General features: G+C 66.0%; 14 protein-coding genes. 12 read left to right on the plus strand and 2 right to left on the minus strand.

The window, feature by feature from the left end; all coding sequences use genetic code 11:
- Nucleotides 1–301: 301 nt before the first annotated feature.
- The 8 genes from ACAG25_RS21975 (at nucleotide 302) to ACAG25_RS22010 (ending at nucleotide 6139) form a co-directional block, all read left to right on the plus strand.
- Nucleotides 302–1513: an alkane 1-monooxygenase gene (locus ACAG25_RS21975; protein WP_370490634.1), complete on the plus strand. Its 1212-nt coding sequence runs from the start codon at nucleotides 302–304 to the stop codon at nucleotides 1511–1513.
- Complete coding sequence (locus ACAG25_RS21980) at nucleotides 1513–1674, plus strand: rubredoxin (protein WP_370490593.1); 162 nt, start codon at nucleotides 1513–1515, stop codon at nucleotides 1672–1674. The genes ACAG25_RS21975 and ACAG25_RS21980 overlap by 1 nt, the downstream gene beginning before the upstream one ends.
- A gap of 158 nt (nucleotides 1675–1832) precedes the next feature.
- Complete coding sequence (locus tag ACAG25_RS21985) at nucleotides 1833–2012, plus strand: rubredoxin (protein WP_370490594.1); 180 nt, start codon at nucleotides 1833–1835, stop codon at nucleotides 2010–2012.
- 134 nt (nucleotides 2013–2146) lie between these two features.
- Complete coding sequence (locus ACAG25_RS21990) at nucleotides 2147–2767, plus strand: TetR family transcriptional regulator (RefSeq protein ID WP_370490595.1); 621 nt, start codon at nucleotides 2147–2149, stop codon at nucleotides 2765–2767.
- Nucleotides 2768–2886: 119 nt separating this feature from the next.
- Nucleotides 2887–4350 carry an adenosylhomocysteinase gene (gene ahcY, locus ACAG25_RS21995; protein ID WP_370490596.1) on the plus strand — a complete coding sequence of 488 codons (1464 nt, stop codon included), beginning with the start codon at nucleotides 2887–2889 and terminating at the stop codon, nucleotides 4348–4350.
- Nucleotides 4350–4823 (plus strand): hypothetical protein, encoded by a 474-nt coding sequence (locus ACAG25_RS22000; RefSeq protein WP_370490597.1) that lies wholly within the window; start codon nucleotides 4350–4352, stop codon nucleotides 4821–4823. The genes ahcY and ACAG25_RS22000 overlap by 1 nt, the downstream gene beginning before the upstream one ends.
- Before the next feature lie 15 nt (nucleotides 4824–4838).
- Entirely contained in the window at nucleotides 4839–5465 is a 627-nt protein-coding gene (locus tag ACAG25_RS22005; RefSeq protein WP_370490598.1) for a dTMP kinase, read from the plus strand.
- 77 nt (nucleotides 5466–5542) lie between these two features.
- Nucleotides 5543–6139, plus strand: coding sequence for a hypothetical protein (locus tag ACAG25_RS22010; RefSeq protein WP_370490599.1), 597 nt, complete (start codon nucleotides 5543–5545; stop codon nucleotides 6137–6139).
- Here ACAG25_RS22010 and ACAG25_RS22015 read toward each other — a convergent pair.
- Complete coding sequence (locus ACAG25_RS22015; RefSeq protein ID WP_370490600.1) at nucleotides 6128–7765, minus strand: dihydroxyacetone kinase family protein; 1638 nt, start codon at nucleotides 7763–7765, stop codon at nucleotides 6128–6130. The genes ACAG25_RS22010 and ACAG25_RS22015 overlap by 12 nt on opposite strands.
- Before the next feature lie 106 nt (nucleotides 7766–7871).
- Between ACAG25_RS22015 and mtrA the strand changes: the two genes are divergently transcribed.
- The 4 genes from mtrA to ACAG25_RS22035 all read left to right on the plus strand — a co-directional run bounded on the left by mtrA (nucleotide 7872) and on the right by ACAG25_RS22035 (nucleotide 13150).
- Entirely contained in the window at nucleotides 7872–8558 is a 687-nt protein-coding gene (gene mtrA / locus ACAG25_RS22020) for a two-component system response regulator MtrA (RefSeq protein WP_098005155.1), read from the plus strand.
- Nucleotides 8559–8643: 85 nt separating this feature from the next.
- The gene (gene mtrB, locus ACAG25_RS22025; RefSeq protein WP_370490601.1) at nucleotides 8644–10284 is read left to right on the plus strand and encodes an MtrAB system histidine kinase MtrB; all 1641 of its coding nucleotides are present in this window, start codon (nucleotides 8644–8646) and stop codon (nucleotides 10282–10284) included.
- Complete coding sequence (gene lpqB / locus ACAG25_RS22030; protein WP_370490602.1) at nucleotides 10284–12044, plus strand: MtrAB system accessory lipoprotein LpqB; 1761 nt, start codon at nucleotides 10284–10286, stop codon at nucleotides 12042–12044. The genes mtrB and lpqB overlap by 1 nt, the downstream gene beginning before the upstream one ends.
- Before the next feature lie 107 nt (nucleotides 12045–12151).
- Nucleotides 12152–13150, plus strand: a complete 999-nt coding sequence (locus tag ACAG25_RS22035) for a hypothetical protein (protein WP_370490603.1) — start codon at nucleotides 12152–12154, stop codon at nucleotides 13148–13150.
- A gap of 745 nt (nucleotides 13151–13895) precedes the next feature.
- Here the strand turns inward: ACAG25_RS22035 and ACAG25_RS22040 are convergent.
- On the minus strand, nucleotides 13896–14108 hold the full coding sequence (locus ACAG25_RS22040) for a hypothetical protein (protein ID WP_370490604.1): 213 nt from the start codon (nucleotides 14106–14108) through the stop codon (nucleotides 13896–13898).
- Nucleotides 14109–14256 lie beyond the last annotated feature (148 nt).

Genomic DNA, 14256 nt, shown 5'->3' on the forward strand with positions numbered 1-14256 from the left:
CTCGGGGTGTCGCGCGGCTGAATTGAGCAGCAACCGGGCTGCACACATGGCACAGACTCGCGTTCAACGTCGGGTAACCGCACGCGGGACAACATGACGAACCCGCCAGACCCGAAGACATCGCAGGCATTTGCTGCTCCTTTCCGACGATGACGTTCTGTTACCCGTTGCTCCGGTATTTACTCCTTCGGAAATAGCTTGTTTACAAATCTATGGTCTATGTCTAGACAGGCGACAAATAGTGGCCTATAGTCAACCTCGACGGGTGATCACACTCACAGCGAGGAGGCACATCGTGACCATGCAGGAAACACCGCACATCGACGTCGAACAGTGGCGCGACCGGAAGCGCTATCTGTGGCTGATGGGGCTGATCGCGCCCACCGCCCTGTTCGTGATGATGCCGCTGGTCTACGCGTTCAATCAGTGGGGATGGCACGGCGCCGCGCAGGTGCCGTTCTGGATCGGACCGATCCTTCTCTACGTCCTGCTGCCGGCTCTCGATCTGAAGTTCGGGCCGGACGGACAGAACCCGCCGGACGAGGTGATGGAGCGGTTGGAGAACGACAAGTACTACCGCTACTGCACCTATCTCTACATCCCGTGCCAGTACGCCAGCGTCGTGTTCGGCGCCTACCTGTTCACCGCGTCGGACCTGGGCTGGCTCGGCTTCGACGGCGGACTCGGCTGGCCGGCCAAGATCGGCCTGGCGCTGTCGGTGGGGCTGCTCGGCGGGGTGGGCATCAACACCGCCCACGAGATGGGCCACAAGAAGGACTCGCTGGAACGCTGGCTGGCCAAGATCACGCTCGCGCAGACCTTCTACGGGCACTTCTACATCGAGCACAACCGCGGCCACCACGTGCGCGTCGCCACCCCCGAGGATCCCGCGTCGGCCCGCTTCGGTGAGACGTTCTGGGAATTCCTGCCGCGCAGCGTGTTCGGCAGCTTGCGCTCGGCCTGGGAGTTGGAAGCCAAACGGTTGGAGCGTGCCGGAAAGAGCAAGTGGCACCCGTCAAATGACGTGCTCAACGCGTGGGCGATGTCGGTGGTGTTCTACGGCGCGCTGATCGCGGTGTTCGGCTGGGCGCTGGTGCCCTACATCGCGATCTCGGCGGTGTTCGGGTTCACGCTGCTGGAGACCGTCAACTATCTGGAGCACTACGGGCTGCTGCGACAGAAAACCCCGAGCGGACGCTACGAACGCTGCGCGCCGGAGCACAGCTGGAACTCCGATCACATCGTGACCAACCTGTTCCTGTACCACCTGCAGCGCCACAGCGATCACCACGCCAACCCGACCCGGCGCTACCAGACCTTGCGCAGCATGGAGGGTGCACCGAACCTGCCCAGCGGCTACGCGTCGATGATCGCGCTGACCTACTTCCCGCCGCTGTGGCGCAAGGTCATGGACCACCGCGTGCTCGACCACTACGACGGCGATCTCAGCCGCGTGAACATCCATCCGAGGGTGCGCGACAAGGTGCTGGCCCGTCACGGGGGTGAGCGCTGATGGCCGCTTACCGCTGCCCTGGCTGCGACTACGTCTACGACGAATCCAAAGGTGCACCGCGCGAAGGCTTCCCGGCCGGGACCAGCTGGGGCGACATCCCCGAGGACTGGTGCTGCCCGGACTGCGCGGTCCGCGAGAAGGTCGACTTCGAACCGGTGTGACCCCCGTTGAGTCTGCGCTCACGGCGCCAAAGTTCGAGTGGTGCCCGCCCTGAGCGCAGTCTCGATGCCAGACCCCCGTTGAGTCTGCGCTCACGGCGCCAAAGCTCGAGTGGTGCCCGCCCTGAGCGCAGTCTCGATGCCAGACAGAGGAGAGATTCATGGACTACAAGCTGTTCGTGTGTGTGCAGTGCGGCTTCGAGTACGACGAAGCCAAGGGGTGGCCGGAGGACGGGATCGCCCCCGGCACCCGCTGGAAGGACATCCCCGAGGACTGGAGCTGCCCGGACTGCGGCGCGGCGAAGTCGGACTTCGACATGGTCGAGATTGCCCGCCCGTGACGGTCGCCGAGGTCGACCGACGGCAACATCACGGTCGTGGCCGGCGAGCGAGCGCGAATGTCGGCGACACGCCGGGTGGGGGAGGTGCAGACACGCGCCCTCGGCCAAACGGGGCGGGCACTAATGTCACGCAGGTGAGCAAGCCAGCGGGCCAGCGCGTGTCCTACGCCGAGGCGTCGCGGGCTCTGCTGCGCGACTCGATCCTCGACGGCATGCGCGAACTGCTGCTCACCCGCGACTGGTCTCAGATCACGCTGTCCGACGTCGCCAAGGCCGCAGGCATCAGCCGCCAGACCATCTACAACGAATTCGGATCGCGGCAAGGCCTGGCGCAGGGATATGCCCTGCGCCTGGCCGACCGCCTCGTCGACCAGATCAACGACGCCATCGGCAACAACGTCGGCGACGTCTACGCCGCATTTCTGCAGGGCTTCCGCGACTTCTTCACCGAGTCCGCCGCCGACCCGCTGGTCATCTCACTGCTGACCGGCACCTCCAAGCCCGACCTGCTGCAGATCATCACCACCGACAGCGCACCGATCATCACCCGCAGCTCGGCGCGCCTGACCGAGTCCTTCATGAACAGCTGGGTGCGGGCCAGCGAGGAAGACGCCGGCGTGTTGGCTCGCGCCATCGTCCGGCTGGCGATGAGCTACGTGTCGATGCCCCCGGAAGCCGATCATGATGTCGCACGTGACCTGGCCAGATTGATGACCCCGTTCGCCGAACGCTACGGTGTTATCGATACCCCGTAGCTGTCAGAGCGCTAGCGATCACGCCAGAGCGCCTGTCCCGCGAGCCCGCAGGCTACCGGTGTCGCCACGCACAGCTGTGCGCTCCTAGGCAATGACGAACGACATATGAGGGGCTCTCCATGACTGGACCCGCACTGACCGCCGATGTCCGCAACGGCATCGACTACAAGGTCGCCGATCTCTCGCTGGCCGAATACGGCCGCAAGGAGATCGGCCTGGCCGAACACGAAATGCCCGGCCTGATGGCCCTGCGCGACGAATACGCCGAGGTGCAGCCGCTCAAGGGCGCACGCATTTCCGGCTCGCTGCACATGACCGTGCAGACCGCCGTGCTCATCGAGACGCTGACCGCGCTCGGCGCCGAGGTCCGCTGGGCGTCCTGCAACATCTTCTCCACCCAGGACCACGCCGCCGCGGCCGTCGTCGTCGGCCCGCACGGCACCCCCGAGGAGCCCAAGGGCACCCCGGTGTTCGCGTGGAAGGGCGAGACCCTCGAGGAATACTGGTGGGCCGCCGAGCAGATGCTGACCTGGCCGAACGAGCCGGCCAACATGATCCTCGACGACGGTGGCGACGCCACCATGCTGGTGCTGCGCGGCGCACAGTTCGAGAAGGCCGGCGTGGTGCCGCCCGCCGACGAGAACGACTCCGCCGAGTACAAGGTCTTCCTGAACCTGCTGCGTGAGCGGTTCGAGACCGACAAGACCAAGTGGACCAAGATCGCTGAGTCGGTCAAGGGTGTCACCGAGGAGACCACCACCGGCGTGCTGCGTCTGTACCAGTTCGCCGCGGCCGGCGAGCTGGCGTTCCCGGCGATCAACGTCAACGACTCGGTCACCAAGAGCAAGTTCGACAACAAGTACGGCACCCGCCACTCGCTGATCGACGGCATCAACCGCGGCACCGACGTGCTGATCGGCGGAAAGAAGGTTCTGATCTGTGGCTACGGCGACGTCGGCAAGGGCTGCGCCGAGTCGCTGGCCGGTCAGGGTGCCCGCGTGGCCGTCACCGAGATCGACCCGATCAACGCGCTGCAGGCGCTGATGGACGGCTTCGACGTCGTCACCGTCGAGCAGGCCATCGGTGAGTCCGACATCGTCATCACCTCGACGGGCAACAAGGACATCATCACCCTCGAGCACATGAAGGCTATGAAGCACCAGGCGATCCTGGGCAACATCGGTCACTTCGACAACGAGATCGACATGGCCGCCCTGGAGCGTTCCGGCGCCAAGCGCATCAATATCAAGCCGCAGGTCGATCAGTGGATCTTCGACGACGGCAAGGCGATCATCGTGCTGTCCGAGGGCCGTCTGCTGAACCTGGGCAACGCCACCGGCCACCCGTCGTTCGTGATGAGCAACAGCTTCTCCAACCAGGTCATCGCGCAGATCGAGCTGTGGACGAAGAACGACGAGTACGACAACGAGGTCTACCGCCTGGCCAAGCACCTCGACGAGAAGGTCGCCAAGATCCACGTCGAGGCCCTCGGCGGCACCCTGACCCGACTCACCAAGGAGCAGGCGGAGTACATCGGCGTCGACGTCGAAGGCCCGTACAAGCCGGAGCACTACCGCTACTGATGAAGATCGGTTCGATGGCGGTGGCACTCGGCCTGCTGCTGACGCTGACGGCGTGCCAACAGCAACAGCAGGACGACACCGAGGCCACCGCCACTCGGCCGGTTCTGGAAGTCCGTCACGACACCGAACCGCTGGCCCGTGCATTCCCTGCGCTGGGCACGCCGGTCTCGGCGTCGTGGATCGAATGGGACAACTCTTCGGAGGAGTCCTCGACGACCCGGGTCGTCTGGATCGACGCCGTCGTCGAGATCGCGCCGGAGACGATGACCGACCTCGTCGCCGACAACTTCACCGAGTTGTCCGGCCAGCAGCCCGCGGTGCAGAAAGTGCTCGAACCGGCCGTCCCGCCGGGACCGTTCCGCACCGGCGTCGACCTCAACATCATCTTCGGCGCCAACCAGGCCAGCACCCGGGCGTTTCTCGACGAGCAGCACAACACCGTGGTGCTGCAGTCCTATCGCATGGAGCGCTAGCTTTAAGCTCACCCGGTGCTCATCGTGATCGAAGGGGTCGACGGCGCGGGCAAGCGCACGCTCACCGACGGACTGCGCGCAGGGTTCAACGCCGCCGGAAAGTCGGTGGCCACCTTGGCCTTCCCGCGGTACGGCGTGTCCGTGCACGCTGACCTGGCGGCCGAGGCGCTGCACGGCGGCCACGGTGACCTCGCCGACTCGGTGTACGCGATGGCGGTGTTGTTCGCGATGGACCGTGCCGGCGCCCGCGACGACATCGACCGGCTGTGTTCCGAGCACGACGTCGTGATCCTCGACCGCTACGTCGCCTCCAACGCCGCCTACAGCGCGGCGCGGCTGCACCAGGACGTCGACGGCGACGTCGTCACCTGGGTCCGGGAACTCGAGTACGGACGGCTGCAGCTCCCTGCCCCGGACCGGCAGATCCTGCTCGACGTGCCCATCGAGCTGGCGGCGCAGCGCGCGGTGAGCCGGGCCGCGGCTGAGGTCGACCGGGCCCGCGACGCCTACGAACGGGATGACGGGCTGCAGCGCCGGACCGGAGCGGTCTACGCCCAGCTGGCCGAGGCCGATTGGGGCGGCCGCTGGGAGGTTGTGCCGCCCGAGATCGACGCTCACGAGCTGGCCGGACGCTTGTTGTGACACATATCTCCACCGGAAGGTCTAGGCTCTCGTCCTGAGGGGAGTCGCTACGGCGACATGGGCTACGGGGGACACAGATGGCAGTCCGAATTGAACTCATCGCGCGATTCGACGACGTCGTCGCCGGCTTGAGATCGGCCGGCGAGCGATTCGACCAGGGCGACTACGACCAGGCTGTGGTGCTTGCCGCGCACCTTCGCGAACTGCTTCACGGCGACGATGCGCTGATCGGCGCGCTCGGGGTGGCGGACCGGCTCGCCTGGGTCGACACCGCCGGGGTGCCGAACCCGAAAACGCAGTGCCCGACGGCGTGCCTGACGTTGATGAAGGTCGGTAACCGCGCGCGGCGCGGTGGTGAGTTCGTGCCGAAGATGAATTTGTATCCACCGGCGCCCATCCGCACCCGGGACGGCGGTCACATCGATCGCGGCTCGCGGATCTCGTTCGAGCACTGGTGGACCAACCCTGTGCTGCGCGACACCGACGGCGTCGAGTACTCGCGTGAGCAACTGGTGCTCCATGTAGCGGGACAGCGGAACGCAGGGAGCGGCGCGTCGCTGCGCGCGAGCAACCCGGTCGCGGCCAGCATCCGGCAGATCGCCTACGAGGTGCTGCAGTCGATCCGTCAGCAGCACAACGTCATTCACCCGGTCCAGACCCGGCTAGCCGGCTGAGGCCGCCGCTTCGAACAGCCAGGACACCACCAACGCGCCAGGATCGATGACGTCTTTACCGGCGTCGCCGACGTAGCTGGCGCGGCCTTTGCGGGCCACCCGGTCCTTCGTCGACTCGGCCCCCTCGGTCGCGGCCTCGGCGACCTTCTGCAGCGAATCCCCCTGCTGCAGAGCATCATTCGCTGGATACAGAGCATCGACGACCGTGTTGTCCCCGACTTCTGCTCCGCCGAGTTCGACGATCGCGTCCAGGGCGGCCTGCGTGCCGGCGGTCAACGCGGCGGTGAAATCGTCGTGGTCGGCGAAGCCCTTGGACAGTTCCCGAAACAGCGTGCCGAACACCGCACCCGACGTCCCGCCCGCGCGGACGAGATACGACTGCGAGATCGCGTCGAGCACGTCGGCGTCGGACCCGCGTAGCGGCGACGAGAAGTGTTGCAGCGCAGCCGACATGTTCACACCGAAGTCGCCGTCACCGGCCTGGCGGTCCAGCGCGGTGAGATCGTCGATGCTGTCGCGCACCCGGTCGACGAACGCCGACAGCCACCCGCATTCCGGTCCGGAATCAGCGGTGTCGTGCGGGTCGGCGAACGAGGTGTCGGTCAGCGGGTTCGGCGCCGCAGCGACCAACCGCGGCCAGGCCGGCGCGTCGGTCGGCGCATCCCACAACCGGACCATCTCGTCGTCGACGCGCACCACCGTCACCGACGCGCCCCGCATGTCCAGCGCGGTGACCATCGTGCCCACGAGGCTGCGCGTCACCCGCACATCGAGTTTGTCCAGTTCGTCGAGAACGTGGCCGAACACCAGATGCAGTTCGAGCGGATGCGTGCCGCCCAGACCATTGACAACCACCAGCACGTCGTCACCCGCGGACAGTCGCAACGACGCGTTGATCCGCTCCATCAAGGCGTGCACGATCTCGCCGGCAGGGCGCCACTGGGTCCGGTCGGCGCCGGACTCACCGTGGATGCCGACCCCGAGTTCCATCTCGTCGTCACCGAGGTCGAACGAGGGTTCGTCGGCGCCCGGCACCGTGCACGCCGTCAACGCCACCGACATGCTGCGCGCGTTATCGGCGACCCGTTTGCCCAACGCCGCGAGGTCGCCCAGCGCGGCGCCCTCCGCGGCCGCTGCACCGCAGATCTTCTCCACCACGATGGTGGCGCCGGTGCCTCGACGCCCGGGCGAGCCGTCGTCGGATTCGGTGGCCACGTCGTCGGCCACCAGGACGAAGTCGGTGTCGATGCCCTCGTCGCGGGCCATGTCGCGCGCGATCCGGAAGTTCATCACGTCGCCGGTGTAGTTCTTGACGATGTGCAACACCCCGGCGTCGGAGTGGACGTGCTTGGTCGCCGCGGCGATCTGCAACGCATTCGGCGAGGTGAAGATCAGCCCGGGACAGACCGCGTCGAGCAGACCCTCGCCGATCAGACCGCTGTGCATCGGCTCGTGACCGGAGCCGCCCCCGGAGACCAGAGCCACGCGTCCCGGTGGCGTCGCCGTCTCCCGCGCGAGGAAACCGGGGTCGCGATGCCACGTGATCCCGGGGTTGGCGGCGACGAACCCGCGCAGTGCGTCGCTGAGGAACGAATCGACCGAATTGACGAAGTAGCGGTGCTCCATGACAGAACTCTAGTGACAGCTCCGGCTGCCGTTTGCCGAGCATTTTGCGTCTAGCACGTGAAACACCCGGTGTGGTAGCACCGGTTTATCGCAATTCGGTGCCACCATGGACACCATGAGGCAAAGGATCCTGGTCGTCGACGACGACCCTTCGCTCGCCGAGATGCTCACCATCGTGCTGCGTGGTGAGGGCTTCGACACCGCGGTGGTCGGCGACGGTACCCAGGCGCTGACGGCTGTGCGCGAACTGCGCCCCGATCTGGTGCTGCTGGATCTCATGCTGCCCGGCATGAACGGCATCGACGTGTGCCGGGTGCTGCGCGCCGATTCCGGGGTGCCGATCGTGATGCTGACGGCCAAGACCGACACCGTCGACGTTGTGCTCGGCCTCGAGTCGGGCGCCGACGACTATGTGATGAAGCCGTTCAAACCCAAGGAACTCGTCGCGCGGGTGCGGGCACGGCTGCGCCGCAACGAGGACGAGCCCGCCGAGATGCTGTCCATCGCCGACGTCGACATCGACGTGCCTGCACACAAGGTGACCCGCAACGGCGAGCAGATCTCCCTGACGCCGCTGGAGTTCGACCTGTTGGTGGCGCTGGCACGCAAACCGCGGCAGGTGTTTACTCGTGATGTGCTGCTCGAACAGGTGTGGGGTTACCGGCATCCCGCGGACACCCGTTTGGTGAACGTGCATGTCCAGCGGCTGCGGGCCAAGGTCGAGAAGGATCCGGAGAACCCGCAGGTGGTGTTGACCGTTCGAGGAGTGGGATACAAGGCCGGACCTCCGTGATCGGACGGTTCACCGTCGTCGTGATTGGACGGTTCACCGTTGTCGTGATCGGACGGTTCACCGTCTCTGTGTCCCGGCGGTCCCCGTGATCTTCGGCTCGCGGCGGCGGATCCACCGCCGCTCGGCACCGCTGGTTCGTGGTCTGACCGCGCTCGGACGTGCGCTGAGCCTGGCGTGGCGCCGTTCCTTGCAGCTGCGCGTGGTGACGCTGACCCTCGGCTTGTCGCTCGCCGTCATCCTGGTGCTCGGCTTCGTGCTCAGCAGCCAGATCACCGACCGCATCCTTGAAGTCAAGGTCGGCGCGGCCACCGAGGAGATCGAACGCGCTCGCACCACGGTCAGTGGGATCGTCGGCGGCGAGGAGACGCGCTCGCTGGACAGCAGCCTGCAGCTGGCGCGCAACACCCTGATCGATCGCAAGGCCGAAGCCGGGGCGGGGCTGGCCGGTTCGTTCGACGCCGTGCTGATCGTCCCGGGCGACGGACCGCGGGCGGCGACCGCGGCCGGACCCATCGCCCAGGTTCCGGAGACACTGCGCGAGTTCGTCAAGGCCGGCCAGGTCAGCTACCAGTACGCCACCGTGCACACTGACGGCTTTTCCGGTCCGGCGCTGATCGTCGGCAGCCCGACGTCGTCGTCGGTCACCAATCTCGAGCTGTACCTGATCTTCCCGCTCAAGAGTGAAGAGTCGACGATCGCGCTGGTGCGCGGCACGATGGCCACCGGCGGCGTGGTGCTGCTCGGTTTGCTGGCCGCGATCGCTTTGCTGGTGGCGCGCCAGATCGTGCTGCCGGTGCGGTCGGCCTCGCGGATCGCCGAACGTTTCGCCGAAGGGCACCTGACCGAGCGGATGCCGGTGCGTGGCGAGGACGACATGGCCCGGCTGGCGATGTCGTTCAACGACATGGCCGAGAGCCTGCACCGACAGATCACCCAACTCGAGGAGTTCGGAAATCTGCAGCGGCGCTTCACCTCCGACGTCAGCCACGAGCTACGCACCCCGTTGACGACGGTGCGGATGGCCGCCGATCTGATCCACGACCATTCCGAAGATCTCGAACCGTCGCTGCGGCGCTCGATCGAGCTGATGGTCAACGAACTCGATCGGTTCGAGTCCCTGCTCAACGATCTGCTCGAGATCTCGCGTCACGATGCCGGCGTCGCCGAGCTGGCCGTCGAGGCCGTCGATCTGCGCAACATCGTGCAGAGCGCGCTGGACAACGTCGGCCACCTCGCCGAAGGCGCCGGCGTGGAATTGGTGTTCGACCTCCCCGGCGACGAGGTGATCGCCGAGGTCGACCCGCGCCGCGTCGAGCGGATCCTGCGCAACCTGATCGCCAACGCCATCGACCACGCCGAACACAAACCCGTACGCATCCGGATGGCCGCCGACGAGGACACCGTCGCGGTGACCGTCCGCGACTACGGCGTCGGCCTGCGGCCCGGCGAGGAGAAGTTGGTCTTCAGCCGGTTCTGGCGCGCCGACCCGTCGCGGGTCCGTCGTTCCGGCGGGACCGGACTGGGTCTGGCCATCAGCATCGAGGACGCGCGGCTGCACCAGGGCCGGCTCGAAGCCTGGGGCGAACCCGGCAACGGTGCCTGCTTCCGCCTGACCCTGCCGCTGGTGCGTGGGCACAAGGTGACCAGTAGTCCGTTGCCGGTCAAGCCGATCGACGAGCCCACCGGCGGGAAGTCTGCGCGTGAACCCGCGGGGGAGCGCGTGTGATGCGTGCTTTGGCGTCGGCCTGCCTGCTGTGTCTTGTGGTGGCGCTGTCCGGGTGCGCCGGTGTGCCGAGTTCGTCGTCGCCGCAGGCGATCGGCACCGTGGAGCGCCCCGCGCCGCCGAGCCTGCCCAAGCCCACGCCGGGCATGGATCCCGATGTGCTGCTGCGGGAATTCCTCAAGGCCACGGCGGATCCCTCGAACCGACATCTCGCAGCGCGGCAGTTCCTCACCGAGTCGGCGTCGAGTGGATGGGACGACGCGGGCAGCGCCTTGCTGATCGACAACGTGGTGTTCGTTGAAAATCGGACGCCGCAACGGGTTTCGGTCACGATGAAGGCCGACATTCTGGGCTCGCTGTCCGACATGGGCGTCTTCGAGACCGGTGAGGGCGCACTGCCCGATCCGGGACCGATCGAACTGGTCAGAACGCCCGACGGGTGGCGCATCGACCGTCTGCCCAACGGAGTGTTCCTGGACTGGCAGCAGTTCCAGTCCACCTACAAGCGGCACACCTTGTACTTCGCGGATCCGACGGGCAAGACCGTCGTGCCCGACCCGCGCTATGTTGCGGTGTCCGAAGCCGATCAGCTTGCCACCGAACTGGTCAGCAAGTTGATCGCCGGGCAGCGTCCCGAAATGGCCAGGACGGTCCGCAATCTGCTCGCACCGCCGCTGCGGCTGCGCGGGCCGGTAACGCGCGCCGACGGCGGGAAGACCGGTGTGGGCCGCGGATACGGCGGAGCGCGGGTGGACTTGGAGAATCTATCGACCACTGATCCGCAGAGTCGCCAATTGCTTGCCGCGCAGATCATTTGGACGCTGTCGCGGGCCGGTATCAACGGACCGTACGTGATCAACGCCGACGGTGCCGCCCTCGACGATCGTTTCGCCGACGGCTGGGACACCGTCGACGTGGCCGGCACCGATCCCGGAGCGGCGGCCGGGGCCGCGGCTGGACTGCATGCGTTGGTGGGTGGGTCGCTGGTGTCGCTGGACGGTTCTCGCGCACCGCGCGTACCGGGGTCCTTCGGCCAGATTCCCGAGCAGGTCGCGGCGTCGCTGTCGCGCAGTGGTCAGGAAGTCGCATCGGTCGTCACCTTGCGGCCCGGCGCACCCGACGTCGCGTCCTCGCTGTGGGTCGGCCCGCTCGGCGGCAATGCCGCGCAGGTGATGGACGGACGCACCCTCAGCCGACCGTCGTGGGCGCTCGACGACGCGATCTGGGTGGTGGTCGACGGCATCAACGTGGTGCGGGTGATACAGGATGCGTCGGGGCAGCCCGCGCGGATCCCGGTGGATTCCTCGCCCGTGTCGACACGGTTCCCCGGCGCGATCGGCGAACTGCAACTCTCGCGGGACGGCACCCGCGCCGCGCTGGTGATCGACGGGCGCGTCGTGCTCGCCGGGGTCGAGCAGACGCCCGACGGGGGCTACGCGCTGACCTACCCGCGCCGGCTGGGCTACGGCTTGGGCAACAGCGTGGTGTCACTGGCATGGCGGACCGGCGACGACATCGTCGTCACCCGCACCGACCCGCAGAATCCCGTGTCCTACGTCAACCTCGACGGCGTGAACTCCGACGGGCCCAGCCGCAACCTGCTGATGCCGGTGAAGACCGTGGCGGCGAATCCGTCGTCGGTGTATGTCGCTGATCAGCGGGGCGTGCTGCAGCTGGCCGCGTCCGATGCCGATGGGGAGGCGGGCTGGGTTGAGGTGCGGCCGTTGATGGTTCAAGGGGCGCTGCCGGTGCTGCCGGGGTGAGAGTCGGGGATGGCTTCACAAAATTGGTGCGCTGGCCGTGCCGGGGCGGCCGGTAGCATGACCGATCATGGGGTGTGGGCTGACAGCTGACAGGCTCGGATAAGCGCATGTCATTGCCCCCGATGCCGCCCGGAGGTGGCGATCAGGTCTGGCCGGATCCGTCCGGTGATTCGAATCGCCGCCGCTGGATCATCGTCGGACTTTCCTTTGCAGCCGTGGTCGCGCTCGTCGTCGGGTTGTTGGTGTGGCAGTCGAGGTCGGGCGGGGATGGATCAGGGGCGCCATCAGCTGATGGCGGTGTGGATCGGACCGTGGGTCTGCTTACCGAGAAGGATCCGGTCTGCGACGACTGGATTAAGTACGCGGACGAGTTGGCAGAGGAAACGAGAGAATGGGACGCAATCGACAAGACAATATCCGCCGCGGGTTGGAGTCCCGAGCAGCGAGATATCGTCGAACGCGCCGCTGATGCAATGAGGTCCGCTGCCGATCAATTCGAGTCCATACTGCCGATGGCCAACGATGTTGCACTACAGGAACTCATCGCACAAACGATCGTGTACTGGCGCGCCTTCGTCGACCGGGTCCCGAATTACGTTCGGGCAGACTCGATGCTGGCTGGAACGGCCGGGAATTTCGGTTCAGCAGCGACATTCATGTGCACCGCTGTTCCAATTATTTTAGGCAGAGACCTTATATCTGAGGCCGTGCCCGCGTCCTCTGAAACGCCCGCTCAACTGTCAGCATTCATACGCGACACCGAGCCCAGTTGTAACGAGCTCACCGCACTGATGGACCGACAAGACAGAATTCTCCGTGGTTGGTCAGACGGCGACCCGTCAAAACGGGCTTCCGAATGGAGCGCGGACGAGCGAAGGCTAAATCAAGCGGCGATACCTGTACTAGTAGAGGATGGTAAGCGGGCAGTAGCTATCGCGCAGACCTCCACTAATCCAGTGCTCGCTGACTTGGTACAGACGTACGTGGCCTATATGAACGCGTTCGCGGATGCATTGCCCACCTACGAACCGGACGACCATCAATTATGGAAAGTCGCGACATTTCTTGGAGGCGGCCTCGGAGCCGCATGTGAGGCTCAGCTGTGAGTTGGTGGAGTACACAACGCAATGCAAGTAGGTACGGTGGCCAAACTGTAGTGCCACCTGGTTGGCCTGAGATAGATGAAGACGCGCTTTCGCAGGCCGCCTTGAGCTTCGAATCATTCCGAGATCATCTTCGGCACTCCACGATTCCTGCGCTTCGAACTCAGATGATGTCGCTTGCCGACGCGTGGGAGGGTGGTGCTAGCGACGCCGCCCTTTCAGAGGCAAGTGCGATCATCGACGCGCACGAAAAGAACGCAAACCTCGCCGACAGCGTTTCAAAGAAGCTTCGTGCCATGGAGAACTCGGTTACCAAGACCAAGATCGCCGTAAACGCCAATGCCGAAGAAACTCAACGTGACTGCGACGAGACGGATAGGACTGTCAAGGATCGTTCGGCTGCCGAGGCGCTCATTGAAGCGAGAGTCGCAGCTGGACTGTCCGAGAACGTGAAAATCGTTTCCTCAAATGCAGCAGAACTTGCGGGGAACATTGGAGTAGCCGGGATTACAGGTGGAGCTGGCCCTGTAACTGACGGCGCGGAGGCGTCGAACACTGACGACAAATCGTGGGGACGCCGTGAGCGTGACGTGACGCAGTCGAGTCAAGCGCCGTACGTCAACCCGGTGTACTACGCTCCGGACACCGGCGGGAAGAGCGGTGATAACGCCGTAACCGGCTCCGCAGGTCAAGGTTCCCAACTGCCGAAAGCTCCCGAAGCGCCGGCCCATCCGTCCCCGGATGGCATCTACTCGGGGCAGCCAGCCCAGCCGGGCGGATCGGGCCAAGGAGCGAGTTCTGGAAGCGGCGGCGGGTCATCGAGCTTTGGCGGAGGCAGCGGCAGCTCATCCAGTTCCTCGATGGGATCGTCTTCCGGCTCATCCTCTGCAAGCGGCTCGAGCACCGGATCCGGGTCGACGGTAAAGGGCAACGGTGCCAGCGGGACTGGAGGCTCTTCCACGTCTACATCCCCGGCAGCAACTGGCGCCGGCGCTGACAAGTCCGCAGCTGGTGCCGCCCGCACGGCAGGCTCGGGAATGCCGACGGCCCAGCCGATTTCCCAGCCACCGCCCGCACCGCTGAGTGTGCCACCTCCCGCGGCGGCACCC

Source organism: Mycobacterium sp. pV006, assembly GCF_041287115.1.
Lineage (GTDB): Bacteria > Actinomycetota > Actinomycetes > Mycobacteriales > Mycobacteriaceae > Mycobacterium.

Excerpts from the sequence above, each read along its gene's own strand:
- ACAG25_RS22010 (WP_370490599.1), top strand. The coding sequence starts at position 5,543 with ATGGCAGTCCGAATTGAACTCATCGCGCGATTCGACGACGTCGTCGCC.
- ACAG25_RS22000 (WP_370490597.1), top strand. The coding sequence starts at position 4,350 with ATGAAGATCGGTTCGATGGCGGTGGCACTCGGCCTGCTGCTGACGCTG.
- ahcY (WP_370490596.1), top strand. The coding sequence starts at position 2,887 with ATGACTGGACCCGCACTGACCGCCGATGTCCGCAACGGCATCGACTAC.
- ACAG25_RS22035 (WP_370490603.1), top strand. The coding sequence starts at position 12,152 with ATGTCATTGCCCCCGATGCCGCCCGGAGGTGGCGATCAGGTCTGGCCG.
- mtrA (WP_098005155.1), top strand. The coding sequence starts at position 7,872 with ATGGACACCATGAGGCAAAGGATCCTGGTCGTCGACGACGACCCTTCG.
- ACAG25_RS21985 (WP_370490594.1), top strand. The coding sequence starts at position 1,833 with ATGGACTACAAGCTGTTCGTGTGTGTGCAGTGCGGCTTCGAGTACGAC.
- ACAG25_RS21980 (WP_370490593.1), top strand. The coding sequence starts at position 1,513 with ATGGCCGCTTACCGCTGCCCTGGCTGCGACTACGTCTACGACGAATCC.
- ACAG25_RS22015 (WP_370490600.1), bottom strand. The coding sequence starts at position 7,765 with ATGGAGCACCGCTACTTCGTCAATTCGGTCGATTCGTTCCTCAGCGAC.
- ACAG25_RS21975 (WP_370490634.1), top strand. The coding sequence starts at position 302 with ATGCAGGAAACACCGCACATCGACGTCGAACAGTGGCGCGACCGGAAG.
- lpqB (WP_370490602.1), top strand. The coding sequence starts at position 10,284 with ATGCGTGCTTTGGCGTCGGCCTGCCTGCTGTGTCTTGTGGTGGCGCTG.